At 69.2% G+C, this 24830-nt stretch carries 27 protein-coding genes and 1 pseudogene; 3 read left to right on the forward strand and 25 right to left on the reverse strand.

Features of this window, described 5'->3' with window-relative positions; translation table 11 throughout:
* Positions 1 to 26 precede the first annotated feature (26 nt).
* Positions 27 to 671, forward strand: coding sequence for an isochorismatase family protein (locus BCY76_RS03845; protein WP_070162094.1), 645 nt, complete (start codon positions 27 to 29; stop codon positions 669 to 671).
* Between the two features lie 55 nt (positions 672 to 726).
* On the opposite strand, the gene BCY76_RS03850 is transcribed toward BCY76_RS03845, so the two are convergent.
* From BCY76_RS03850 to BCY76_RS03890, 9 genes are all read right to left on the reverse strand, one after another.
* A complete protein-coding gene (locus tag BCY76_RS03850; RefSeq protein WP_070162150.1) occupies positions 727 to 2463 on the reverse strand; it encodes a DEAD/DEAH box helicase in 1737 nt (578 codons plus the stop codon).
* A gap of 285 nt (positions 2464 to 2748) precedes the next feature.
* A complete protein-coding gene (locus BCY76_RS03855) occupies positions 2749 to 3156 on the reverse strand; it encodes a DUF3039 domain-containing protein (RefSeq protein ID WP_442935343.1) in 408 nt (135 codons plus the stop codon).
* A gap of 56 nt (positions 3157 to 3212) precedes the next feature.
* Positions 3213 to 4001 (reverse strand): tyrosine-protein phosphatase, encoded by a 789-nt coding sequence (locus BCY76_RS03860; RefSeq protein WP_083277750.1) that lies wholly within the window; start codon positions 3999 to 4001, stop codon positions 3213 to 3215.
* The gene (locus BCY76_RS03865) at positions 3994 to 4371 is read right to left on the reverse strand and encodes a hypothetical protein (protein WP_083277751.1); all 378 of its coding nucleotides are present in this window, start codon (positions 4369 to 4371) and stop codon (positions 3994 to 3996) included. The genes BCY76_RS03860 and BCY76_RS03865 overlap by 8 nt, the downstream gene beginning before the upstream one ends.
* Entirely contained in the window at positions 4371 to 5582 is a 1212-nt protein-coding gene (locus BCY76_RS03870; RefSeq protein ID WP_085437185.1) for a hypothetical protein, read from the reverse strand. The genes BCY76_RS03865 and BCY76_RS03870 overlap by 1 nt, the downstream gene beginning before the upstream one ends.
* Positions 5567 to 6379, reverse strand: a complete 813-nt coding sequence (locus tag BCY76_RS03875; protein ID WP_070162096.1) for an ABC transporter ATP-binding protein — start codon at positions 6377 to 6379, stop codon at positions 5567 to 5569. Before BCY76_RS03875 ends, BCY76_RS03870 begins: the two co-directional genes overlap by 16 nt.
* Before the next feature lie 83 nt (positions 6380 to 6462).
* On the reverse strand, positions 6463 to 7449 hold the full coding sequence (locus BCY76_RS03880) for a tetratricopeptide repeat protein (RefSeq protein ID WP_139827600.1): 987 nt from the start codon (positions 7447 to 7449) through the stop codon (positions 6463 to 6465).
* Positions 7450 to 7502: 53 nt separating this feature from the next.
* Positions 7503 to 9359, reverse strand: coding sequence for a hypothetical protein (locus BCY76_RS03885; RefSeq protein ID WP_085437187.1), 1857 nt, complete (start codon positions 9357 to 9359; stop codon positions 7503 to 7505).
* Entirely contained in the window at positions 9344 to 9886 is a 543-nt protein-coding gene (locus BCY76_RS03890; RefSeq protein ID WP_070162102.1) for a hypothetical protein, read from the reverse strand. The genes BCY76_RS03885 and BCY76_RS03890 overlap by 16 nt, the downstream gene beginning before the upstream one ends.
* A gap of 704 nt (positions 9887 to 10590) precedes the next feature.
* Between BCY76_RS03890 and BCY76_RS03895 the strand changes: the two genes are divergently transcribed.
* Positions 10591 to 11595 (forward strand): AI-2E family transporter, encoded by a 1005-nt coding sequence (locus BCY76_RS03895; RefSeq protein WP_237089952.1) that lies wholly within the window; start codon positions 10591 to 10593, stop codon positions 11593 to 11595.
* Between the two features lie 28 nt (positions 11596 to 11623).
* On the opposite strand, the gene BCY76_RS03900 is transcribed toward BCY76_RS03895, so the two are convergent.
* On the reverse strand, positions 11624 to 11947 hold the full coding sequence (locus BCY76_RS03900) for a hypothetical protein (protein WP_070162106.1): 324 nt from the start codon (positions 11945 to 11947) through the stop codon (positions 11624 to 11626).
* A gap of 155 nt (positions 11948 to 12102) precedes the next feature.
* On the opposite strand from BCY76_RS03900, the gene nucS reads away from it, so the two are divergent.
* Positions 12103 to 12795 (forward strand): endonuclease NucS, encoded by a 693-nt coding sequence (gene nucS, locus BCY76_RS03905; RefSeq protein ID WP_070162158.1) that lies wholly within the window; start codon positions 12103 to 12105, stop codon positions 12793 to 12795.
* A 122-nt stretch (positions 12796 to 12917) separates the two neighbouring features.
* Here nucS and BCY76_RS03910 read toward each other — a convergent pair whose 3' ends face one another.
* The 15 genes and pseudogenes from BCY76_RS03910 to prfA form a co-directional block, all read right to left on the reverse strand.
* Positions 12918 to 13184: a F0F1 ATP synthase subunit epsilon gene (locus BCY76_RS03910; protein ID WP_070162108.1), complete on the reverse strand. Its 267-nt coding sequence runs from the start codon at positions 13182 to 13184 to the stop codon at positions 12918 to 12920.
* A 32-nt stretch (positions 13185 to 13216) separates the two neighbouring features.
* A complete protein-coding gene (gene atpD, locus BCY76_RS03915) occupies positions 13217 to 14674 on the reverse strand; it encodes a F0F1 ATP synthase subunit beta (protein WP_070162110.1) in 1458 nt (485 codons plus the stop codon).
* 75 nt (positions 14675 to 14749) lie between these two features.
* Positions 14750 to 15642 (reverse strand): annotated as a pseudogene (locus BCY76_RS03920) (F0F1 ATP synthase subunit gamma).
* A gap of 112 nt (positions 15643 to 15754) precedes the next feature.
* A complete protein-coding gene (gene atpA / locus BCY76_RS03925) occupies positions 15755 to 17386 on the reverse strand; it encodes a F0F1 ATP synthase subunit alpha (RefSeq protein ID WP_070162112.1) in 1632 nt (543 codons plus the stop codon).
* 134 nt (positions 17387 to 17520) lie between these two features.
* A complete protein-coding gene (locus tag BCY76_RS03930; RefSeq protein ID WP_237089953.1) occupies positions 17521 to 18147 on the reverse strand; it encodes a F0F1 ATP synthase subunit delta in 627 nt (208 codons plus the stop codon).
* Complete coding sequence (locus BCY76_RS18870; protein ID WP_237089954.1) at positions 18105 to 18329, reverse strand: hypothetical protein; 225 nt, start codon at positions 18327 to 18329, stop codon at positions 18105 to 18107. The genes BCY76_RS03930 and BCY76_RS18870 overlap by 43 nt, the downstream gene beginning before the upstream one ends.
* Positions 18329 to 18889, reverse strand: coding sequence for a F0F1 ATP synthase subunit B (locus BCY76_RS03935; protein WP_085437205.1), 561 nt, complete (start codon positions 18887 to 18889; stop codon positions 18329 to 18331). Before BCY76_RS03935 ends, BCY76_RS18870 begins: the two co-directional genes overlap by 1 nt.
* Positions 18890 to 18973: 84 nt before the next feature.
* Entirely contained in the window at positions 18974 to 19177 is a 204-nt protein-coding gene (locus tag BCY76_RS03940; protein WP_070162116.1) for an ATP synthase F0 subunit C, read from the reverse strand.
* 191 nt (positions 19178 to 19368) lie between these two features.
* The gene (atpB, locus tag BCY76_RS03945; RefSeq protein WP_170922575.1) at positions 19369 to 20178 is read right to left on the reverse strand and encodes a F0F1 ATP synthase subunit A; all 810 of its coding nucleotides are present in this window, start codon (positions 20176 to 20178) and stop codon (positions 19369 to 19371) included.
* Between the two features lie 314 nt (positions 20179 to 20492).
* Positions 20493 to 20624, reverse strand: a complete 132-nt coding sequence (locus BCY76_RS19805) for a hypothetical protein (protein ID WP_272896811.1) — start codon at positions 20622 to 20624, stop codon at positions 20493 to 20495.
* A 46-nt stretch (positions 20625 to 20670) separates the two neighbouring features.
* Positions 20671 to 20925: a hypothetical protein gene (locus tag BCY76_RS03950; RefSeq protein ID WP_070162118.1), complete on the reverse strand. Its 255-nt coding sequence runs from the start codon at positions 20923 to 20925 to the stop codon at positions 20671 to 20673.
* On the reverse strand, positions 20922 to 22076 hold the full coding sequence (locus tag BCY76_RS03955) for an MraY family glycosyltransferase (RefSeq protein WP_085437191.1): 1155 nt from the start codon (positions 22074 to 22076) through the stop codon (positions 20922 to 20924). The genes BCY76_RS03950 and BCY76_RS03955 overlap by 4 nt, the downstream gene beginning before the upstream one ends.
* A gap of 19 nt (positions 22077 to 22095) precedes the next feature.
* Positions 22096 to 22788, reverse strand: coding sequence for an L-threonylcarbamoyladenylate synthase (locus BCY76_RS03960; RefSeq protein WP_070162119.1), 693 nt, complete (start codon positions 22786 to 22788; stop codon positions 22096 to 22098).
* The gene (gene prmC, locus BCY76_RS03965) at positions 22785 to 23714 is read right to left on the reverse strand and encodes a peptide chain release factor N(5)-glutamine methyltransferase (RefSeq protein ID WP_070162121.1); all 930 of its coding nucleotides are present in this window, start codon (positions 23712 to 23714) and stop codon (positions 22785 to 22787) included. The genes BCY76_RS03960 and prmC overlap by 4 nt, the downstream gene beginning before the upstream one ends.
* Positions 23711 to 24796, reverse strand: coding sequence for a peptide chain release factor 1 (gene prfA / locus BCY76_RS03970; RefSeq protein WP_070162123.1), 1086 nt, complete (start codon positions 24794 to 24796; stop codon positions 23711 to 23713). Before prfA ends, prmC begins: the two co-directional genes overlap by 4 nt.
* Positions 24797 to 24830: the final 34 nt, after the last annotated feature.

Below are 24830 nucleotides of genomic sequence, written 5' to 3' on the forward strand. Positions count from 1 at the left end.
ACGCCCACCGTCGAAGGAGGAGTTCCATGGCCGACGCTCTGATCATCGTCGACGTCCAGCAAGATTTCTGTGAAGGCGGCGCGCTCGCCGTGCAGGGCGGCGCCCAGGTGGCCGGCGAGATCAGCGAGCACCTGGAAGTCGCCCACGCGGACTATGACGCCGTGGCCACCACTCAGGACTGGCACATCGACCCGGGCGGCCACTTCTCCGCCGACCCGGACTTCCGGACCAGCTGGCCGGTCCACTGTGTGGCGGGCGAGCGCGGAGCCGAGCTGCACGACGACCTGGACACCGAGCACGTCGGGGCCCGCTTCCTCAAGGGGCTGTACTCCGACGGCTACTCGGGCTTCGAAGGGATGTTGGGAGACCCGGAGCGGGTCGGCACCCTGGAGGGCGAGAAGGGCGTCAAGGTCACCCCGGGCGACGCCGTGGCCGAGGACGCGCCGGACCTGCACGCCTGGCTGACGGAGCAGGAGATCGACACCGTCACCGTGGTGGGGCTGGCCACCGACCACTGTGTGCGCGCCACGGTCCTGGACGCCGTGGAGAACGGGTATCAGGTCCGGGTGATCCGGGAGCTGACCGCAGGGGTGGACCCGGACAGGACCGCAGAGGCCTGGGAGGAGTTCGCCGAGGCGGACGTGGAGATCCTCAGCCTCGACGACCTGTGAGCCCCGCACGGCCGGCCCTGCCGGCACCGGCGGGATGCACGGTGCCGCAGTCTGCTCATCTCCGGCCGACGAACCAGTTCTGCAGCTTCTTCAGCCGAGCCTCCAGCTGCGCCTGGGTGGCCTGGCCCACCTGAGGCCCGCCGCAGGCCTCCCGGAGCTTGTTGTGCACCGTGCCCTGGTGCATGCCCGTCTTGGCCGAGTAGGCCGAGACCGAGGAGTTGAGCTGGCTGCGCAGCTTCTTGAGCTGCCGGTGGTCCACCACGTCGGCCGGCCGCTCCCGGGCCGCCTCCGGTCGGCGCTTGAGCTGCTGGGCCTGGTGCTGCTTCAGCAGGGTGGAGACCTGCTCCGGCTCGAGAAGCCCGGGGATGCCCAGGAAGTCCATCTCCTCCTCGGAGCCCACGGCCCCTCCGAGGCCGAACTCGTCACCGTCGAAGAGGACCTTGTCGAAGGCGGCGTTCGAGTGGAGCGCGGCGAACTTCCCCTTGGTCAGCTCCTCGGAGGCGCGGTCCTCCTTCTCCGCCTCGTCCAGGAGGTCCTGCTCCGGGATCTCGCCCTCCTCATCGTGGGCCTGCGGCACCTCCAGGGCGTGGTCCCGCTCCTCCTCCATCTCGTTGGCCAGCTCGGTGAGCACCGGCACGGAGGGCAGGAAGACGCTGGCGACCTCGTTGGCCTGGCGGCGACGCACGAAGCGACCGATCGCCTGGGCGAAGAACAGCGGCGTCGACGTCGAGGTCGCATAGACTCCCACGCACAGCCGAGGCACGTCCACGCCTTCGGAGACCATCCGGACCGCGACCATCCACATCCGCGAGCCGTCCGCGGAGAAGTCCTCGATGCGTTGCGAGGCCTCCTTGTCATCCGAGAGGACGATCGTCGTCTTCTGACCGGTGAGCTGGTCCAACTGGGCGGCATAGGCACGTGCCGTCTCGTGGTCGGTCGCGATGACCAGCCCCCCAGCGTCCTCCACCTTCTCCCGCACGTTCAGCAGCCGCCGATGGGCGGCCGAGAGCACAGCGGGGATCCACTCACCCTCGGGATTCAGCGCCGTGCGCCAGGCGTGATTGGTGATGTCCTTGGTGGCGGCCGCCCCGAGCTGGGCCTCCATCTCCTCACCGGCGGAGGTGCGCCAGCGCATGTTGCCCGAGTAGGCCATGAAGACCACGGGCCGCACGACCTTGTCCTTCAGCGCAGGTCCGTAGCCGTACGAGTAGTCCGCCTTCGAGCGTCGCACACCATCGGCATCCTCCACGTAGTCGACGAACGGGATGGGTGAGGTGTCCGAGCGGAACGGTGTGCCGGTCAGGGCGAGCCGGCGCCTGGCGGGGATGAAGGCCTCGCGGATGCCGTCGCCCCAGGAGAGTGCGTCCCCGGCATGGTGGATCTCGTCCAGGATCACCAGGGTGCGTCCTGCTTCGGTCTTGTTCCGATGCAGGGCCGGCTTGTTCGCCACCTGGGCATACGTCACCGCGACTCCGATGTACTGCCGGCCGTGACGGCCGTCGGAGTTCTTGAAGTTCGGGTCGATGGCCAGGCCGATGCGGGAGGCAGCATCGGCCCACTGATGCTTGAGGTGCTCGGTGGGCGCCACCACACAGATGCGATTGATCTCCCCGGAGTCCACCAGCAGCTTCGCCACACGCAGAGCGAAGGTCGTCTTGCCGGCCCCGGGCGTGGCGACCGCCATGAAGTCCTGCGGAGACTTCTGGATGTAGAGGTCGAGGGCCTCCTGCTGCCATTGGCGCAGCTTCGGCGCGGTGCCGCGGGCGGCACGGTGCGGATAGACCGGCGGCATCGAGGCCCCGACGTCGGTGCCGACGTCGAACAGCGACTCGGTCTGAACGCCTGAGGAATCAGTCACGGCTGTACTTGCACCCTTGATGGTCGAGTTCCGGTGATGACGAGAGGCGGCTGGGACGGCCGCAGGCGCGGGTCTGCGCCGCGAAGGATCTGCTCATGGCGCCGGCGCACTGCGCACCCGGCGGCCCGGTGGAGGGCACACGCTGACGATGCCCCGACAGGCACGCACACCGGGGCGAGATCGGATCAGTGCACCAGGAGCCGCGATGATGGGGCAGGCTCAGCGATTCCGGCCGAAGCCGAAGAAGCCGCCGCCTCGACGACCGCCGGACTCACCGTCGCCGTCGCCGCCGCCCTGAAGTCCTTCGTAGATCTCCTGGCACTCGGGGCAGACCGGGAACTTCTTGGGGTCCCGGGACGGAACCCACACCTTCCCACAGAGGGCCACGACGGCGCCGCCCTCCAGGGCGGACTCCATGATCCGGTCCTTCTTCACGTAGTGGGAGAAGCGCTCGTGGTCGCCCGGCTCGGACAGCTGCTCCTGGTGCTCCCGCTCGATCGTCGCCGCGCCGCCAGGCGACGGAGCCGAGGACGGGTCCGCAGTGTGCATGCCGAAGGGGACCCGGGCCGCGGCAGCGCCGAGGTCCTCCTCACGGGACGGGCGGAGGCTGTGCTGGTGAACCATCATGGCCGCCATTCTACCGGTCCACCCTGACAGCGGGGAGCAGGCGACGTCGGCGTCGCTCACCCCGGATCCACAAGGTGGGCGCGCAGTCGCCGGTGCAGGGCGGCGTCGAGGCCGGCGCGTTCCAGTCGGTCACGCAGTCCCTCCGGGCCGCCCAGCTGCTCCAGCATCGCCCGCATCGTGGCCTCCGGGGCCCGCAGCATCGCGTGGTTCCGGTCGACGTCCCGCATGCGCCCGTCAGGGGCCGCGACATGGCCTGCCGACCTCAGCCGTGTCAGCACGGCGGGAACTCTGGCATCGGTGGCGGTGTAGTCGGCGACGATGTCCTCGGTCCGGGCCCCCAGAGCTGCCAGCACGGCGGCCACCACCACACCGGTGCGGTCCTTGCCCGCCGCGCAGTGGACCAGGGCACCTCCCGGATGCTCCGCGACGTGCCGCACCGCCTGCACCAGATCGGCGGCCCGTCCGTCCACCAGCGAGGCGTACCAGCGGCCGGCGCCCTCAGGGCTCGTCGTCTGCTCGAACACCGCCGCCATCACCTCGGGGTCGGCCACCTCCTGGGTCAGCGGAAGATGATGCCTGCGCATGCCATAGTCGGCCGCCAGACCCGGGCCCGTGGCCCGCAGCTCCTGGTCCGAGCGCAGGTCGATGATCCTCCGCAGACCAGTGGCGGTCAGCTCTGCCAGCTGGTCCGCCGAGGCGAGGGCGACGTCGTCAGCGCGCCACAGCCGCGCCGGACGCAGTCTCCCTCCGCGGACGGGCAGCCCCCCGAGGTCCCGCAGGTTCTCGAGCCGGGACAGCCGCAGACGGGGCCGGGAGCCCGACTGCGCGGGTGAGGACTCAGGCATGGGCCTGCACCTGCTGGAACAGCTCCGGCTGGCTGCGGTCGAAGACCCGTGCGCCCAGGAGGAGTCCCGCCCCCAGGATGCCAGCTCCCTTGAGCACGGCGACCGTCGCCGTCACCGCGCCCACCCAGCCGATGCCGGTGAACGTCCAGACGATCCAGCCCACCAGCTCCGGGACCATGAGCAGTCCGATGGCCGCCATGGAGAGGAGCTGGATCACCATGACCCGCCCCAGCGCGCCCTGCGGCTGTTTGAACGGGCTGTCCCCCGGCTTGGGCACCGGGTAGGTGAAGCGCGCCGAGACCAGGGAGGAGACGCCCACAGCGGTCAGCAGCATCCCGACGCTGACCGTCGTCGTCAGCACCATCGGCATCAGCCACCGGCGATCCAGGAAGGGACCATCGCGGCGAGCAGCGTCGCCGGAAGGGCGAAGGTCAGCAGGGCGACAGCCCGACCCGCGCGATCGTCGACGCCGCGGATCCCGGCGGTCACATGCAGGCTGAAGGCCGTGTGGTCATAGGAGACGTCCGCGGAGATCGCATAGCCGAGGGTGAAGGCGAGGAACGGTCCAAGGCCGTAGAGGAAGACCGTCTGGCCGGTCTGCAGATGCAGGAAGATCGCCAGGATCACCAGCCCGGGGACCACCACCAGCGATCCCCCATACCGCGGGTCCTTGAGCCAGTACGTCAGCGACCGGGCCGCGACTGCGCCCCACGGGCGGTCGGGGAAGATCGTGAAGAGACCCAGCCTGCCCTGCTGAGCGGATCGTCGTCGTGTCTTCGGTGCCGGCGGTCGTTCGGTGAGCGTGACGAGACCGGCCCGGACCACCAGCAGGGCCGCCGCGATCGTTGCAGCGAGCACCAACAGGTGCAGCGCGAGGGCTCCCCAGCGACCGGCGGCGACGTCCCCGGGCAGCGCCGCCCCCGCGCCGAGCGGGGTGTAGGACACCACGCCGGCGATCGTCGGCATCGCCTCGGCGAGACCTCCGGCGGTGTTCTGCACCATGGTGATCGCCGGCCAGATGAGCATGGCGAGCCCCAGGCCCAGGATCGCCATGAGGTCCCGGAACCGGCGCCCGTCGAGCCAGGCGCTGGCCGCCGTCACCGCGGCCTGGCTGACCAGGGAGAACGTCAGCAGCAGCACGGGCGCGCTGACGAACGCGACGACCAGCGCGGCAGGCTCCGCCCGCCAGTAGAGGATGTAGCCGATCAGCCACAGCAGCGTCAGGACCGACCCGATCGAGACCAGCCCGCACAGCAGCAGACCCACCACCAGGGTGCGCCGCGGCAGCCCGTAGGTCACCAGCTGCTTCGGATCCATCACCGTGTCTCCGCCGGTCAGGAAGAGCGGGACCAGCAGCCAGAGGAGCATCACGCCCGCACCGAGCAGCACCGAGTACGTCTGGCGCAGCTCCGGCTCCAGGCCCACCAGAGGTGACCCGCCGGCCACCATCCCGGCGACGACCAGTCCCGTGATGCCCACCCCGTAGAGCAGGGCGAAGAGGGTGCCGACCACCTGCCAGGCGGATCGCTTGAAGCTGTTGGCGGACAGCGTGAGCTTGAGCCGGATCAGAGTCGCAACCATGACAGCTCCTGTTCGCCGCCTTCGAGCCCGACGAGCTCCACGAAGCGGCTCTCCAGGTCCTGGCCGTCGCGGACCTGCTCGACCGTGCCGGAGGCCAGGAGCCGTCCCTCGGTGATGACGCCCACATGCGTGCACATGCGCTCGACCAGGTCCATCACGTGGCTGGAGAGGATCACGGTGCCGCCGGAGGCCACATAGCTGTCGAGCAGCCCGCGAATGGTGCGGGCCGAGACCGGGTCGACCGCTTCGAACGGTTCGTCGAGCACCAGAAGCTCCGGGGCGTGGATCATCGCGGAGGCCAGGGCGATCTTCTTGGTCATGCCTGCCGAGTAGTCGGCGACCAGCGTGTCCGCGGCGTCGGCGAGGCCCAGCACGCGCAGCAGGTCAGCGGAGCGCTGAGCCACGGTCTCCCGATCCATGCCGCGCAGCAGCCCCGCATAGGTCACCAGCTGCTCACCGGTGAGCCGATTGAACAGCACGACGCCGTCGGCCAGCACGCCCATGCGCCTCTTGGCCGCCAGAGGCCGCTCCCAGACGTCGATGCCGCCGACCTCCGCCGCGCCCTGGTCCGGGCGCAGCAGCCCGGTCGCCATGGAGAGCGACGTCGTTTTGCCGGCGCCGTTGGGACCCACGAAGCCGTAGAAGGATCCGCGGGGGACCTCCAGGTCCAGGCCGGCCACCGCGAGCTTCTCGCCGAAACGCTTGGTGAGGCCTCGCAGCCGCAGGGCCGCGACGCCGGCATCCTGGCGGGGCGAGCCGGCCGGAGCGGGGAACGGTGTCTCAGCGATGTCTGCCATGGGCCACAGGCTACTGGCCCGATCGGATGTCGAGCATCCACCCTCGGGATGATCCAGGAGGTCGGTGTCCGCCGGCGACGGGCTCAGAAGAGAGCGCGGGCGAGCTGCTGGCGGGACCTGTTCACCCGCGGATCGGTGTCTCCGACGATCGAGTAGAGCTCGACCAGATGCGCTCGGGCCTTCTCTCGGTCATCACCGGTGTGCGCCCGGATGAAGCCGATGAGCCGTGCGAAGGCGTCCTCCACATGGCCGCCCAGGACGTCCACGTCGGCCACGGCGATCTGCGCGTCGACGTCGTCGGGGTTCTCGGCGGCCCCAGTGCGCGTCTGCTGCACGTCCAGGTCCTGGGTGCGCCGCATGAGCTTCACCTGGGCCAGTCCCAGCGAAGCCTGGGAGTCATCGGGCTTCTCCCGCAGCGCCTTCTCATAGGCGGCCACAGCGGCCTCGAGGTCCCCACGCTCCAGGGCGTCGTGCGCCTCCTGATGCAGGGGCGGCAGCTCGGGCCCCTCGCCGGCAGTTCCCGCACGGCGGCTCTGCGGGGGCAGCTTCTGTGTCATGCCGTTCTGGGTGGCCAGCTGGACCATCTGGGTCACGACCTCGCCGAGCTGATCCGCCGGCACGGTGGAGTCGAACTCTCCCACCGGGCGTCCGCCGATGAAGGCGGTGGCCACCGGGATCTGGTCTGCACCCTGGGCCTGGGCGAGCTCAGGGCTGGTCGAGGCGTCCACCTCGGCCAGCAGCACGCGGCCCTGCTGAGCATCCACATGGTCGGCGAGCGTCGTGCGCATCGTCGCCGAGGCCTCGTCCGCACCATGGATGAGGACGAGGACCGGGGCCTGTGCGGAGAGCTGGACGATCTGCTGCAGCTGCTCGGGCCGGATCGGCACGACCCAGCTGTCGGCGCCGGCCGCGTGCTCGCCGCCGGGCTGGCCGGGATCGGGCTGCGGTCCGCCGCCGCCCAGCTGGGAGAGGTCGACGGCGCCGCGCGTGTTCACCGACGCGTGCGCCTCGGTCTGGGATTCGGGTCCTGGCTGGGTCACAGCGCTCACTCCTCCATCAGTGCTGCTCATCGGTTGCTGCTCCTCATGACCGGAGCCCGGCCGTGCGCGGGCCCGCGGCCGCCTCAGTCGAGGATGTGCACGTCATTCACGATATCGTGCACGCCCAGCAGGACGACCGGGTCCTCGTCCTCGGCGGGGATGTGGAGGATCATCGATTCCCGGCTGACGACGTCGGCGTCGGCGGTGGTGGAGCTCGTGCCGGCGAGCTCGGCGAGCGTCTCGTCCTCGAAGATGATCTGGTCCCCCGGCTCGTGCGGGCGCAGCTGCATCGTCGAGTCGAAGGACCCGACGGCCAGCACGGAGCCGTCCGGGAGCCGGAGAGCCGTGGTGCCCTCCTCGGCCAGGGGCCGGGTGTAGGAGATGTCGATGTCTGCCGCGGACTCCTGCACCTCTTCCTGGTAGGACTGCAGGTCTTCGATGTAGGGGTTGTCCTCGACGTGCATGCCGAAGTAGTAGTCCCGGTTGTTCAGGAACACCGCCGTGCGCACCATGGCGAAGTCGGGGGCGAACCGCGCCACCTCCGCATCGGGGTCCACCGGCACCACACCGCCCTCCTCAGCGGAGATCGCCGGGAACTCCGTGCCGGGCATCATCATCACCGCCTGGGTCAGGCGGTAGTTGTCCCGCGCGGACTCCTGTTCGATGACCAGCACCTGCGGGATCTCCGAATCCTCGTGCCGGGTGATCACGACTGCCTGACGCGGGAACTCACCGGAGGAGGTCACGGCGGCGGCCAGCACCTCGGAGCCGACGGGCTCCGACGCTGAGCCGTCAGCGATCTCCTGGTTCCGGTAGGTCAGCTCACGGACTTCGAAGGCATTGCCCGCCACGCGCTCCTGCAGGACGTCGACGTCCTGCTCCTCGTCGCCGGCCTCGACCACCTCCGCGATGTCGTCGACGATGCGCTGCAGCTGACTCTCGAGCAGCACGGAGTACTCCCCGGCCTCCGGCAGGTCGCCGGCCTCTCCGGTGCCGGAGGTGCCGCCCTCCTCGGCGCCCTCCTCGGCGCCCTCCTCGGCGTCCTCATCGGCAGCCTCGCCGTCGTCAGCGCCGTCAGAGTCGTCAGCGTCCTCAGCGTCCTCAGCGTCCTCAGCGTCAGCGGCCGCATCCTCTGCGGCCTCGTCCTCCGCCTGCTCCTCCTCCGGCGCGGCCTGCAGATCAGCGGCGATGTCGACCCCCGACACCGCCGGGACGGCGACGGCGGCCAGCAGGGCGACCGACGAGCTGCGCCACCAGAAGGATCGCCGGCGGGGCTCCGGGGACTCAGCGGTGGGCTCGGTCACCTGGACCTCCTCGTCGTCCTCATCGCCCTCAGGGTGCGCGTCGGCTGGTTCGTCGGTCTCGGTCTCCGAAGGCTCGTCGGCAGACGTGGCGCCTTCAGCGTCGGCACCCTCGTCCGCTTCCCGGGGCGAAGGATCGACCTCGGCGTCCGCCAGGGCGGGATCGGTCTCTGCGGCGGTGTCTGCGGCGGTCTCTGCGGCGGTGTCTGCGGCCTCGTCGTCGGCGACGTCGGAGGAGGGCGCCTCCACGGCCGGCACCACGGTGGTGGGCTCCTCGGCCCCGGGTTCATCAACGCCGGGCTCATCAACGCCGGGCTCATCGGCCTCGGGCTCATCGACCTCAGTGGCTTCGCCCTCGGACGCGTTGCCCTCGGGAGCTGAGCCCTCGGGTGCCGTGTCTTCGGGCGCCGTGCCCTCGGGCGCCTCGTCATCGAGCGCCTCCGCAGAGGCCGTCGTCTCGGTCTCGGCGGCGGAATCGGTGCCCGCCGCGACAGGCACGTCGTCGTCGGCCACGACTTCCCCGTCATAGGCGGCGGCGAGCACATCCCGCTCCTTCCGCCGAGCCGCCAACGCCCGGTAGAACAGCACCAGCGCCAGAAGGATCAGCAGTCCGCCGACGATGATCAGGGCGATCCCCACGTGCTGTCCACGGGCTGCTCGACCTCCACGGCGACGGCCGACGGGGCGGGCTCCTCGCCGTCACGGAAGATCATCAGTGCCCAGTCGCCGCTGTCATCCGGGGCCACCCAGCGGTAGACCAGCGGCCCCTCAGCGGTCTCGGTGGCCACCCACAGGTCCGAATCGGAGGGGTCCGGCACCTCGGACTCACCCGCGACGTGCTCCGCCACGACCTGCGCGTCCTGCTCGGGAGACGGCTCGTCGACGCCTGAGATCTGCACATGGGCGGCGTCGTCCACCCACGCCTCGATGTCGTCCAGACGTGCCAGGGCGATCGTGTACTCCCCCTCGGCCTCGAGGGTGAACTCCTCGCGGCCGTCGTCCAGGTCGACGATCCCGTCGGTGATCACGGTCAGCGGGGCGTCCTCGAGCTCAGGAGAGTGCGCCGTCACGGTCTCCTGAGGCGCCCAGACGGTCAGCTGGCCGATGCCGATCGCCAGAGCGGCCAGTCCGAGCAGGAAGGCGAGGAGCGAAGACAGGAAGCGCACAGGCGGAGTGTCCTTTGAGGCGGGGGCACGATGACGGGCAGGCCGACGACAGACGGCCCGACTCTCTAGATTAGCCCACGATAACGATACGGTCACGCCGCGAGGCGTCACGCACCGACCGGCATTCCGGATCGTCCTCCGCCTGCCCCGGGCGACCCGGCGTCCCCTGACTCACCCCCGATCCGGCCCCGCCAGCCTCATGTGGAGCGTCTCCAGCCTCACGCGCAGATCATCAGGTCGCCGCTAGGGTGGTCATGTGAGCTTCCTGCAGCGCCGCCTGAGACGGCTGGCCTCCCGTGGTCGAGGCCGTGGAGTGTCCGATCCGCGCCGCAGCATGCCGGGTCCCCAGGACGCGGGCCCCACCGAGGGAGGAGCTCCGTCCGCGTCAGAGCCAGCGCCCCGTCGTCGACGGTTCTCCGGTCTGCGCCGGGCCCTGCAGCCCATCATCGTCGACCCCGACGAGCCGGTCCTCCGCTATGACGCCTACGGGCTTCCGCCCGAATCCGGCCCGGAGACGAGACCGCCCCAGGACCCGCAGGAGCCCAGGACGGACGAGGCCGCGGCCGACGTCGGCGGCCGGGCCCACATCCGCCGCAGGGGACCAGGAGGGCGCGTCCCGCGAGACGGCACACTTCCAGGAGCCGACGCCGTCCCGTACGCTGCAGCAGGTCACCCAGATCACCCGACCGGTGTACACGGGCTTCATGTTCACCGTCGGCGTCGGCCTGGCGCTGCTGATCTTCTACATCGGCCAGACCAACACGCAGCTGCTGATCTGGATCGGTGCCGCGCTGTTCATCGCCCTCGGTCTCGACCCCGTCGTCCGGGCGCTCGAGCGGTTGGGCCTGCCCCGGCCCGCCGGCGTGCTGGCCACCATGCTGGCCTTCGTCACGACCGTGTCCACCTTCATCGCCTGGCTCGCCCCAGCCGTCACGCAGCAGATGTCGAACTTCGTGACGTCGATCCCGCAGATCGTCTACGACATCTCCCGTTCCCCCTGGTTCCGACGGCTCGACGAGGACTTCCAGGTCCAGGACATCATCGACAACGAGGTTGCCCGCTTCGTCGCCGATCCGTCGAACATCACCAACGCGCTGGGCGGCCTCTTCGGCGTCGGGGCCGCCGTGCTCACCACCGGCTTCGGGATGCTCGTGGTGGCGGTGCTCGCGCTCTACTTCCTCGCCTCCCTGCCCACGATGAAGGCCTGGGGCTACCGGCTGGTCCCCCGCTCCCGACGGCCCAGGATCCAGCATCTGGGCGATCGCATCCTCAACGGGGTCGGCTACTACGTCATCGGTCAGGCCTGTGTGGCCTTCCTCAACGGGGTGGTCGCCTACATCGCGATCACCATCGCCGGCGTGCCCTTCGGGGCGCTGTTCGCCGTCGTCGTCGGGGTGCTGGCCTTCATCCCGCTGGTCGGTCCGGTCACCGGCGGCTCTCTGGTGACGCTCATGGCGCTCACCGTCGACTGGCAGACCGCCGTGACGTTCGCGGCCATCTACTTCGTCTATCTGCAGATCGAGGCCTATCTGGTGTCCCCGCGCATCATGGCTCGCGCCGTGAGGATCCCCGCCGCGGTGGCCGTGATCTCTGTCATCGCGGGTGGCACGCTGCTGGGCGTCCTCGGAGCGCTCATGGCCATTCCGACGGCGGCCGCCCTCATGCTTCTCATCCGGGAAGTGCTCATCACGCACCAGGACAGTCGCTGAACCCTCGCGCCGGGTCCGACCGTCGACCTCAGCCGATGCGCCAGCAGTGGCTGTGCCAGTGGCGACGCTCCGCGGCGGCACGCTCGTCGCCGAAGATCGAGTCCGCCCGCCAGGCCACCACATGGGGAGTTCCCGGTTCGATGCGATGGTGGCATCCGGGGCAGACATAGGACTTCGTCGCTCCGGCCGCGGTGATGCGGCGGACGTGATATTCGCCGTCCCGCTTGGCGACTCGGCCTGCGGCGAAGCCTCCCGGCGAGAGCAGGCTCTCGTCCAGAGGGCGGGGCTCCTGCTGCCATTTGGAGGGTCCCCGCCGGCCGCCGCGCCGTGAACCCCGAGACCCCTTGCCCATAGCTCCCATTCTTCCAGAGGCTCAGCAGGTCTCGAGCATCGGGGACCTCATCGGACGGGCGGCCTGGCCGTTCCGGCCCCGGCGAGGCGACGGATGCGTGATCGCCGCATGGCGCAGTGCGCGACGCAGGCGGGGAGACGGTAGGATCGACCACCGTGCGATTGGTGATTGCGACCTGCTCCGTGACGTACTCCGGACGACTCAACGCCCACCTGGCCCAGGCGACGCGCCTGCTGATGGTCAAGGCCGACGGGGCGGTGCTGGTGCACTCCGATGGCGGCTCCTACAAGCCGCTGAACTGGATGTCCCCGCCGGCCACCCTGCGGGTCTCCGCGCCCGACGCCGAGGAGGCCGAGGCCGGCATCACCGAGATATGGACCGTGAAGGCGGACAAGAGCGACGACACCTTGCGCATCTCCCTCTCCGAGATCCACCACGACTCCAGTCATGACCTCGGTACGGACCCCGGCCTGGTGAAGGACGGCGTCGAGTCCGATCTGCAGCGCCTGCTCTCCGAACAGATCGATCGGCTCGGAGAAGGACACCGCCTCATCCGACGGGAGTACCCCACACCGATCGGCCCGGTGGACATCCTGGCCAAGGGACCTGACGGCACGGTCGCCGTGGAGCTGAAGCGCCGCGGCGACATCGACGGCGTGGAGCAGCTCACCCGCTATCTGGACCTGCTGAACCGGGACCCGCTGCTCGCACCGGTCGAAGGCGTCTTCGCCGCGCAGCAGATCAAGCCCCAGGCCCGCACCCTGGCAGAGGACCGTGGTATCCGCTGCGTGGTGCTGGACTACGACGAGATGCGCGGCCTCGACGACGCGGAGTCCCGCCTCTTCTGACCACGCCGGCCCCCGGACAGGACCCCGTGCCCCCGCGCTTCTCCAGACACGCCGAAGGCCGCGGCCGAGTCCCTGACGGGGACCTCGACGGCGGCCTCAGCTGTGTGAAGTGAGAGTGCCGGTCAGTCGGTGACCAGCTGGGCGTCGTCGGCGACGATCGTCACCCGGTCGGAGTCGACCGAGAAGAAGCCGCCGCTGACGTTCGCCCGGACCGGAGACCCGTCCACGGGCTCGATGAGCAGCTCACCGGAGGCCAGCAGTGCGAGCACCGGGGTGTGACCGGGCAGGATGCCCATGTCGCCCTCGATGGTGCGGCCCCGGACCGCCTTCGCGGGCCCGGACCACACCGCGTGGTCCTGAGAGACCACCTGGACGTCGAGTTCAGCCATGATCTGTTCCTTCCCTGCCTGAGTCGACAGACTCAGGAGTTCTTCTGGATCTCGGCGTACTTCTGCTCGACGTCGTCCAGGCCGCCGACGTTGTAGAACGCCTGCTCCGGGATGTGGTCGAGGTCGCCGTTGCAGATCGCGTTGAAGCCCTCGATGGTGTCCTTGATCGGCACCGTCGACCCCTCCACACCGGTGAACTGCACCGCGGTGTAGGTGTTCTGGGACAGGAACTGCTCGATGCGGCGGGCACGCGAGACGACGATCTTGTCCTCTTCGGAGAGCTCGTCGACACCGAGGATCGCGATGATGTCCTGCAGCTCCTTGTTCTTCTGCAGGATCTGCTTCACACGCGTCGCGGTGTCATAGTGCTCCCGGCCGATGTACTGCGGGTCCAGGATGCGGGAGGTCGACGTCAGCGGGTCCACCGCCGGGTACAGACCACGCGAGGCGATCGCACGCGAGAGCTCGGTGGTCGCGTCCAGGTGGGCGAACACGTTCGCCGGCGCCGGGTCGGTGTAGTCGTCGGCGGGGACGTAGACGGCCTGCATCGAGGTGATGGAGTGGCCGCGGGTCGAGGTGATGCGCTCCTGGAGCACACCCATTTCGTCGGCCAGGTTCGGCTGGTAGCCCACGGCGGAGGGCATGCGGCCCAGCAGGGTGGAGACCTCCATGCCGGCCTGGGAGAAGCGGAAGATGTTGTCGATGAAGAGCAGCACGTCCTGGTTCTTCACGTCACGGAAGTACTCCGCCATCGTCAGCGCCGACAGGGCCACGCGCAGACGCGTGCCCGGCGGCTCGTCCATCTGGCCGAACACCAGGGCGGTGTCCTTGAGCACTCCGGCCTCTTCCATCTCCACCCAGAGGTCGTTGCCCTCACGGGTGCGCTCGCCGACGCCGGCGAACACGGAGGTGCCGCCGAAGTTGCGGGCCACACGGGTGATCATCTCCTGGATGAGGACCGTCTTGCCCACGCCGGCACCGCCGAAGAGGCCGATCTTGCCGCCCTGGATGTAGGGGGTCAGCAGGTCGATCACCTTGATGCCGGTCTCCAGCATCTCGGTGGAGCCTTCCAGCGCCGCGAAGTTCGGGGCCTGGCGGTGGATCGGCCAGCGGTCCTCCACCTCGAGCTCGGAGGTCGGCATGTCCAGGGTCTCCCCCAGGACGTTGAAGATGTGGCCCTTGACGGAATCGCCGACCGGCACGGAGATCGCGGCGCCGGTGTCCTGCACCGGGAGGCCGCGGACCAGGCCGTCAGCACCCTGCATGGAGATGGCGCGCACGAGGTTGTCCCCGAGGTGCTGGGCGGTCTCGAAGGTGATCTTCTTCGTCTCGCCGCCGAGGGTCACCTCGGTGGTCAGCGCGTTGTAGATCTCCGGCATGCCGTCCGCCGGGAACTCGATGTCGACGACCGGGCCGATGACCCGGGCGATACGACCGATCGCACCCGACGGAACGGCCACGGCGGACTGTTCTGCAGTACTGGCAGTCATCTCTCTCACTTCACTTGATGTTGGATGATGTCAAAGCGGTCTGTTCAGGAGGCCGTCGCGGCCGTCCCGTGGCGGTCAGCTCGCGGACAGAGCGTCGGCACCGGCGATGAGCTCGGTGAGCTCCTGGGTGATCTCGGCCTGGCGGGCATTGTTGCGCAGCAGCGTGTACTTGCGGATCAGCTCGTCGGCGTTGTCCGCAGCGGACTTCATCGCCCGCTGACGGGCCGCCAGCTCGGAGGCCGCGGCCTCGAGCATGGCCGAGTAGATGCGCGATTCGACGTAACGCGGCAGCAGGGCGTCCAGCACCTCGGCCGGGTTCGGCTCGAACTCGTAGAGCGGCAGCATCTCGTCCTCGGACTCGACCTCCTTCTCCACGACGGCCAGCGGCAGCATGCGGTGGACCACCGGCTCCTGGCTGATCATCGACTTGAACTCGGTGTAGACCAGGTACAGCTCGTCGACCCCGCCGTCGGCGGAGTCCTGGACGAACCGTTCGATCAGCGCGTCGCCGATCTCCCGGGCCGTCTCCACGGACGGAGAGTCAGTTCCGCCGGTCCAGACCTGGTCGTACTCCCGCTCACGGAAGTCGTAGTACGCCTGAGCCTTGCGGCCGTAGAGGTACGGACGCACCTCCTTGCCCTCCTCACGGAGGTAGGCGACGAGCGACTCCGCGCGCTTGAGCACATTGGTGGAGTAGCGCCGGCGAGGCCGCGGTCAGAGGTCATGATGAGCACGGCCGCGCGGGTCGGGTTCTCCGACTTCTGCGTGAGCACGTGCTCGATGTCGTCCTGCGAGGCCACGGCCGAGACTGCTCGGGTGATGGCCTCCGAATACGGCAGCGAGGCCTGCACACGCTGGCGGGCCTTGCCGATCCGCGAGGTCGCGATCAGCTCCATCGCCTTGAAGATCTTCTTCATCGACGACGTCGATGCGATCTTCTGACGGTAGACCCGGATCTGGGCTCCCATGCTTGTCCTTCCCTGAAGTGGTCGGCTCCAGCGCCGACGTCGCTGAGCGGTGGGTCGTTGTCGGGCCCGGAGGCTCGGCGACGTCGGCGGCTGGGGTCGGAGTCAGCTCGACTCAGCGGTCCTGAGCGACGATCTCTTCCTGAGCGATATCGTCCGCGGACAGCGCCTCGGCCTGCTCGTTGCCGACGATCGACTGCGGCCCCTCCGCGTGGAAAGAACGCTTGAAGTCGACGATCGCCTCTTCCAGCGCGGCGACGGTGTCGTCCTCGAGCTTGCCGGAGGCCGCGATGTTGGTCAGCACGGAGGTCTTGCGGCGCAGGTGCTCGATCCAGTCCTGCTCGAAGCGCCCGACGTCGTTGATCTCGACGTCGTCCAGGTGGCCCTTCGAACCGGCCCAGATGGAGACGACCTGCTCCTCGACCGGGTACGGGGTGTACTGCGGCTGCTTGAGCAGCTCCATCTGACGCTCACCGCGGACCAGTTGCTGACGCGTGGCCGGGTCCAGGTCCGAGGCGAACATCGCGAAGGCCTGCATGTCGCGGTACTGGGCCAGGTCCAGCTTCAGCGTGCCGGCCACCTTCTTCATCGCCTTGACCTGCGCGGCACCACCGACGCGGGACACCGAGATGCCGACGTCGACCGCGGGGCGCTGGTTGGCGTTGAAGAGGTCCGACTGCAGGAAGATCTGACCGTCGGTGATGGAGATGACGTTGGTCGGGATGTAGGCGGAGACGTCGTTCGCCTTGGTCTCGACGATCGGCAGGCCCGTCATGGAGCCCGCGCCCATCTCGTCGGAGAGCTTGGCGCAGCGCTCCAGCAGGCGGGAGTGCAGGTAGAACACGTCGCCCGGGAAAGCCTCGCGTCCCGGCGGGCGGCGCAGCAGCAGCGAGACAGCACGGTAGGCCTCGGCCTGCTTGGAGAGGTCGTCGAAGACGATGAGCACGTGCTTGCCGCCGTACATCCAGTGCTGGCCGATGGCCGAGCCGGCGAAGGGCGCCAGATACTTGAAGCCCGCCGGGTCCGAGGCCGGGGAGGCCACGATGGTGGTGTACTCCAGAGCGCCCTGCTCCTCAAGGGTCTGGCGCACCGCCGCAATGGTCGAGGCCTTCTGTCCGACGGCCACGTAGATGCAACGCACCTGCTTGTCGACGTCGCCGGACTCCCAGTTGGCCTTCTGGTTCAGGATCGCGTCGATCGCGATGGCCGTCTTGCCCGTCTGGCGGTCGCCGATGATCAGCTGACGCTGGCCGCGGCCGATCGGGATCATGGCGTCGATGCCCTTGATGCCGGTCTGCAGCGGCTCATGCACCGACTTGCGCTGCACCACCGACGGCGCCTGGAGCTCCAGGGCACGGCGGCCTTCGGGCTCGATGGCGCCGAGGTCGTCGATCGGCTGGCCCAGCGGGTCGACGACGCGACCCAGGAAGTTGTCGCCCACCGGCACCGAGAGGACCTCGCCGGTGCGGTGCACCTCCTGACCCTCCTCGATCCCGGAGAACTCGCCGAGGATGACGACACCGATCTCACGGGTGTCCAGGTTCTGGGCCAGGCCCAGGGTCCCGTCCTCGAAGCGGAGAAGTTCGTTCGCCATGGTCGAGGGAAGTCCCTCGACGCGGGCGATGCCGTCGGCCGCCGAGATCACCCGTCCGACCTCGACGCGCTCGGTGCGCCCCGGGTCGTAGGACGCTGCGAACTCGTTCAAAGCATTGCGGACGTCGTCGGCGTTGATGGTCAAGTCGGCCATCTGCAGTCCCTGCTCTCCTGTGTCGTGGCCGCAGCTGCGGCCGTCTGGTTCAAAGATTCACGTGTATGTCAGCGCCATCAGCGCTGGATGTCAACGGCGCTGCGAGACGCGTGCGCTGCTCCGGGTCGCCCGGATCAGCCGGCGAGCCTCCGGTGGAGGTCGTTGAGTCGGGTGGCGACCGTGGAGTCCACCACCTCGTCACCGACCTGCACCCGGATCCCACCGACAACGGAGGGGTCGACGACGACGTCGAGCCTGAGCTCTCGGCCGAAGTACCGGTCGAGGCTGGCGCTCAGACGCTGCCGGTGGGCGGCGTCGAGCTCCTTGGCGACGGTGACCTGGGCGATCCAACGCTGCTGACGTGCCGCGATGCGCTCGGCGAAACGCTCGACGAGCGCCTCCGGCCGGAGTCCGCGAGGAGTCGAGACCGCGCGGTCGATGAGCAGGCGGGCCTCGGCGCCGGCCTCCGGTGAGAGGCGCGCCGCCAGCTTCTGCTTCGACTCGGCCGGAGCCTGGCTGTCCGTCAGCGCCCGCTGGACCTCGTGGGAGGACAGCACCGCCCGGCGGAACGCCAGCAGCTCCGACTCCAGCGACTCGAGGCCCCGCAGCCCGTCCTTCTCGGCCTGCGCGGCCACGACGGCCACCGCCAGGCGCTCCACCGCGTCGCCGAGGTCACGCTCCCGGCTCCAGCGCTGCGAGGCGATCGCCTCGAGGACCGTCACTGTGGCCGGACGCGCCTTGGCTCCGAAGAGGCCGCGCACGACGCTGCCCGCTCCTGCGCCTCACGGGCAGGGTCGGTCAGGCTGCGGCGCAGACCCGCCGAAGAGTCCAACACGTCGAGCGCGCCGAACAGCTCATCCGCCACGGGAAGTTCGCTGGCCGCGAGAGTCTCCGACAGCTGTTCCTGCAGGGTGGCGAGGGATTCACCGGTCACCGCAGCCATTACTGTGCCGCTCCTGTCCTGTTCGACTGCTCAGCGTCGAGGTCGGCCAGGAAGCGGTCGACCACGCGCTGCGAACGGGCGTCGTCCTCCAGCGCCTCGCCGACGATCCGGCTCGCGAGCTGTGTGGCCAGCGTGCCGACGTCCTGGCGCAGCGTCACCGCGGCCTGCTGGCGCTCGGCGGCGATCTGCTGCTGAGCCTGCTCGGTGATGCGTGCCGCCTCGGCGGCCGCCTTCTCCTTGTGCTCAGCGACGATCTGGGCACCCTCGGCGCGGGCCTCCTCGCGGATGCGACTGGCCTCGGCGCGGGAGTCCGCCAGGTTCTGCTCGTACTCGGCCTTCATCGCCTCGGCCTCGGCCTTGGCCTCCTCGGCCTGGCTCAGGCCGCCCTCGATCGCGTTGCGACGATCCTGGTAGGCCTTCTCGAAGGCCGGAGCGATGAACTTCACCACGACGAACAGCAGCACCAGGAAGCCCAGGATGACGACGAGCGTCTCCCACAGGTTGGGCACCAGAGGGTTGGCGTCCTCGGCGGCTGCCTGGATCAGTGAAGTGCTGATCATGTGTTCACCCATTTTCACTAGTCAGACGGTCTGGAGGGGGCCCAGCGCCGCTGCGCCCCGTTCACGGATTGCCTCTGACCCGCCTCAGAGCACGAAGGCGAAGACGATGGCGAGGACGAAGACCGCCTCTGCCAGGGCGAAGCCGAGGATGGCGATCGGCTGCAGCACGCGCTGCGCCTCGGGCTGGCGGGCCACACCGTTGATGTAGGCGGCGAAGACCAGACCGATGGCGATGGCAGCACCGAGGCCGGCGATGCCCATGCCGAGCATGTTCAGGGATCCATCCATGGAGTTTCTCTCTTTCTGTCTCGATCCCGGTGCGTCTCACCGGGACTGTCTCTGTGTGTCCGCCCGTCCGGCGCAGCCGGTCGGACGTTCGTTCTCTTCGGCGGACGCTCGCGGCGCCCGGTGTGTGAAGTTGTCTGTAGCCTTCCCGGTCGCCTCGGCGCAAGACCGGAGCGCTCGGGAAGGGCCTCCGCTCAGTGGGCGTCGGCCTCGATGGAGCCTTGGATGTAGATGGCGGTCAGCAGCGCGAAGACGAAGGCCTGCAGGACCATCATGATGATCTCGAGGAAGTAGAGCGGAATGGAGCCCAGCAGGATCAGGACGCCGAGGCTGGCATTGCCGATGCCCTCCTGCTGCGCGATGAGGAACTCCGCACCTGAACCGGCGAGCATCACGATGATGTGGCCGGCGAGCATGACGGCCATGATTCGCAGCGAATGCGTCAGCGGGCGGATGAGGAAGTTGGAGAGGAACTCGATCGGGATGAGCAGCGGAAGCAGCCACTTCGGCACGCCCGAGGGCACCGTCATCAGCTTGAGGAAGCGGCCTCCGTGGAGCTTGAAGCCCATGAAGATCCAGGTGACCCAGATGATCGCCGCGATCGCGTAGGCCGACCCCGCGTGGGAGAAGGTCGGCATCTGCAGGAACGGAATGGCTCCGAACAGGTTGTTGAACAGGACGAAGAAGAACACCGTGAACAGGAACGGGACCCAGGGCTTGAAGTGCTTCTCGCCGAGGATGTCCCGTCCGAGGGTGTTCCTCGCGAAGGCATAGCCGCCTTCGGCGACGAACTGCAGTCGTGACGGCACGAGCGCCTGCTTGCGGATGGCGAAGGAGAAGAACCACCAGATGGCCAGCACGGCCAGGACGACCATCAGCATGTTCTTGCCGAAGCCGCTCCCCCATTCCGCCATCCACGGGAAGATCTCGGGGAGGTGGGTCTCACTGATGGTGGGCGGGGCGAAACCACCCTCGTCGTCGGCTGCGAGCGCAAGCGAATGCAACGCTGGTCCTCTCTGCGGTGTCCGTCATCGGGCACAAGGGGCCAGAAGCCCCGGGCATGGATCGAGCCGGAGGGTCTCCGTCTCTACGTCGTTCTAGGCGCAATCGGCGGATTCTCTCCGGTGACAAGCACACAGAGACATCCCTCAACCTCAGAGCAAGGTCAAGCTGTGGAGCGGTGGATGGACAGAATCCATCACCGTGATGCGGCCCTTGGCAAGCTTATCAAAGACCGACGTGACTCACGGCATGCCTCTCACACCGGAGTCCACTGTACTACGCCGTGTAGAAAACTGCTCGTCGATGACGTCAGACGTCAGCCGGAGCCGTTCCTGCCACTCTCCGGGTCGATCGGCGTGCGCAGGCGCAGGAAGGCGGCGATCTCGCCGGACTGCCAGGCGATGACGACGGCGGCCGCGCCCCCACGGTCCACCCCGGCAGCACCCACCCAGGGGCCGTCACCGAGGAGAGGACCACGGCGAGCACCGCCAGCTTCAGGGCGAAGCGAGCATGAAGGCTGTGATGGCCTGGCTGGGCATGACCCGCTCGGCCACGTCGACCAGCACGAGGCTCACCGCCGAGAGGACCAGCACCATCGAACCGCCCAGTGCGGCGCTCATCCCGGCGTCGACGCCGGCCACCGCCAACGCCAGCAGGACGGCGGCCACCGTCATCGCCCCGCCGGTGGTCAGGGCGAGCCACAGCACGCGGCGCCAGCCGGTGGCACGGGGGAAGATCCGCCCGCTCATGCCGAGCCCTCGCGTCGGGAGCGCAGTGCGCGTTCGGCCGCCTGACGATTCAGCCGCCGGGCCCGGCGGCGCAGGGACGGCCACAGCGTCAACGCTGTGGCTCCCCCGAGGGAGACGAACATGCTCAGGCTCACGAACCACCAGGGCAGGAAGCTGAAGGAGACGGCGCCGAAGGCGAAGAGACCGGACCACAGGTACAGCAGCAGCACCGCCTGGGGATGGGAGTAGCCGCCGTCGACCAGCTTGTGGTGCAGATGGCCCCGGTCCGGGCTGAACGGCGAGGCTCCTCGGGCGGTGCGCCGGATCACCGCCAGGGCCAGATCCAGCAGCGGCAGCAGGGTCACCGCCAGAGGCAGCAGCACGGGCATGTAGGCGGGCACGTTCCGGAAGCGCCAGCCTTCGGTGAGCTGGCCGACGTCGGAGGTGACCGCGACCGCACCGGCGGCCATGACCAGCCCCAGCAGCATGGCCCCGGTGTCCCCCATGATGATGCGGGCCGGATGGAAGTTGTGCGGCAGGAAGCCCAGGCATGCGCCGACCATCACCGCCATGAGCAGGGTCACCAGGTTGGAGGCGTCGAAGGCGTTGATCGACAGCGTCAGCAGGTAGCTGTAGATGAAGAAGGCGCTGCCGCCGATCGCAGCCACGCCGGCGGCCAGCCCGTCCAGCCCGTCGATGAAGTTGAAGGCGTTGATGGTCAGCACCACGAGGAACACTGTGAGCGCCGACTGCACGGGGACGTCCCCCACGCCCAGCCAGCCCACGGGCATGACCTCGAGCCGCACGCCGTGCACGACGAGCAGCACGCCGGCACCGATCTGCCCGAGGAGCTTCAAGAACCAGTGGATGTCCCAGGCATCATCCGCCATGCCCACGATGAGGATCAGCACCATAGCGGCGAAGACTCCGCGCACCGGGGTCAGATCCGCGAAGATCCCGCTGAGGTACGGGACCGCTGCGGCCGTCGCCAGGCCCACCACCATGCCGACGAACATCCCTGCCCCGCCCCAGCGGGGCAGGGTCTGACGGTGCATGTCCCGCGCGCGGACAGGGGTGTACACCCCGAGGGTCAGCGCCACGTGGCGGACCAGGGGCGTGATCGCGTAGGTCACCACCGCTGAGATGGTGAGCACGATGAGGAAATAGATCATGGGGCAGTCAGTCGGCCGTTCAGCCCTCGTCCACGGCGTCGCCCGCAGCGTCGCCAGCCACGTCCGACGCCACATCCGGCACGACGGCCTGCAGCTCGGCGAGGCTGATCGCCCCGTCCCGGACCACTCGAGGCGGCTCCACGGTGCAGTCCACGATCGTGGACGGGCTGGTGGTGTCCCGGACGCCGTCGTCGAGATACACGCTGACGGCCTCACCGAGCATCTCGCGGGCCTGGGCGACCTCCGTGGCGGCGGGCAGTCCGGTGCGGTTGGCCGAGGAGACCGCCATCGGGCCGGTCTGGTTCAGCAGCTCCAGGGCGAGGTCGTCGGCAGGCATGCGCAGCGCCACAGTTCCCCGCGTCTCCCCCAGGTCCCAGGCGAGGGACGGCTGGGCCTGCAGGATCAGTGTCAGCGCGCCGGGCCAGAACGCCTCTGCCAGGCTGCGGGCGGCCTCCGGCACCTCATCGGCGAGGGCGTCCATGACCGCCTGTCGCCCGATCAGCACCGGGGGCGGCATCGTCCTGTTGCGGCCCTTGGCCGCCAGCAGGATGCTCACCGCCTGCGGGGAGAAGGCATCCACACCGATCCCATAGACCGTGTCGGTGGGGATGACCACGCACTCTCCGCGCCGCACGGCCTCCGTGGCCGCGGCGATCCCTGCGGAACGGGCATCGAGTTCATGACAGTCGACAATCTGGGTCACGCGCGTCATTCTCCCATGTCTATGGCGTCGAACGGACTCTGGCGAGCAGCTGTGTCCGTGCGCACAGCACTTGTGGCGCGGTCCCGTCCGGTCAGGTCCTGGTGGGTGCGCACCTGGGCGAACCGTGGATCCTCGGCCAACCGCGCCGCGATCGTCGCAGCCTGCACTTCGGCATGCTCCATGATCATCCAGCCGCCGGCGGACAGCAGAGCCGCGGCACTGTCCACCACCGCCCACGGCACCTGCAGGCCGTCGGGGCCCCCGCCGTAGAGGGCCAGCTCCGGATCATGCTCCCGCACCTCCACCTCCGTGGGCACCATCCCCGGCGGGATGTAGGGCGGGTTGGAGACCACGACGTCGAAGGTGGCCTCCCATTCTGCCGGCACCTCGCGCAGGTCCTGCCGATGCAGGGTGACCCCGTGCGGCTCGAGGTTCACCCGCGCCCAGGCCGCCGCCTGCTCGCTGAGCTCCACCGCGTGGACCTCTGCAGCGGGATGCTCGGCCGCGATGGCGGCCGCCAGCGCCCCCGAGCCGGTGCCCAGGTCGATGACCCGGGGCCGGGAGACCCTGACGCACTGCAGACGGTCCAACGCCGCCTGGGCGACCTGTTCGGTCTCCGGACGGGGGATGAAGACGCCAGGGCCGATCCGCAGCTCCAGTCCGCGGAAGGGAGCGAGGCCGGTGAGATGCTGCAGAGGGACCCGCCGGGCGCGTTCGTCCACCAGGGACCGCAGCCGTTCTGCCGTCTCGGGATCCGCCCGACGCCCGGCCAGCGCCAGGGCGGCGGCGCGGCCACGGCTCTCGCCGAGCACATGGGCCAGCAGGATCTCGGCGTCCACTCGGGCAGACGGCACCCCAGCGTCGCGGAGCCGCCCCACGGCGTCCCGCAGGAGGTCCTCCAGGGACACCTGCGTCGGAGAGACCTCGGCGGTCATGCCCCGTGACCCTCCGCCAGTGCGGACAGGCGCTCCTGTTCATCGAGCTGGATGCAGGACTGGACGACGGCCTCGAGGTCGCCGTCCATGACCGCGTCGAGGTTGTACGCCTTATATCCGGTGCGGTGATCGGCGACGCGGTTCTCCGGGTAGTTGTAGGTCCGGATGCGTTCCGACCGGTCCATCGTCCTGACCTGGGACTTCCGCGCCTGCGCGTTCTCGGCGTCGATCTGCTCCTGCTGGTGGGCGAGCAGCCGCGACCGGAGGACCCGCATGGCGGCGTCCTTGTTCTGCAGCTGCGACTTCTCGTTCTGCATCGCCACGACGATTCCCGTGGGCAGATGGGTGATGCGGACCGCCGAGTCGGTGGTGTTGACGCTCTGTCCGCCGGGCCCCGACGACCGATAGACGTCGATCTTGAGATCGTTCTGGTGGATCTCGATCTCTTCGGGCTCGTCCACCTCGGGCAGCACCAGGACCCCGGCGGCCGAGGTGTGGATGCGACCCTGGGACTCGGTCTCGGGGACGCGCTGGACGCGGTGCACCCCGCCCTCGAACTTCAGGTGCGCATAGACCCCCTGGGCCGGGTCGGTCGCACCGGCACGGACGGACATCTGGACGTCCTTGTATCCGCCCAGGTCGGAGGGCGTCGAGGAGATGATCTCGGTCTTCCACCCCTTCGACTCGGCGTAGCGGGTGTACATCCGCAGCAGATCCCCTGCGAAGAGCGCCGCCTCGTCGCCGCCGGCGCCGCCCTTGACCTCGATGATCACGTCTCGGGCGTCGTTCTCGTCTCGTGGGATGAGCATGCGCAGCAGACGGTCCGCCGCGGCGTCGAGCTGGAGGCGCAGCTGCTCCGCCTCCTCCGCGAAGTCCGAGTCCTCCTCCGCCAGCTCCCGGGCGGCGTCGAGGTCCTCGGTGAGTCTGGACCAGCGTCGATGGGCCTCGACGACGCCGTTGAGCCGGGCGTAGCGACGGCCCAGCCGCCGCGCCAGCGCCTGATCGGCGTGCACGTCAGGGTCCGAGAGCCGCGTCTGCAACTCGACATGCTCCGCCAACAGGGTGTCGACGGAGTCGAACATGCGCTTCTCGAGAGAGGGGTCTGGGGCTGCCATG

This window comes from Nesterenkonia sp. PF2B19 (genome assembly GCF_001758425.2).
In the GTDB taxonomy this organism is placed as follows: Bacteria; Actinomycetota; Actinomycetes; order Actinomycetales; family Micrococcaceae; genus Nesterenkonia; species Nesterenkonia aethiopica.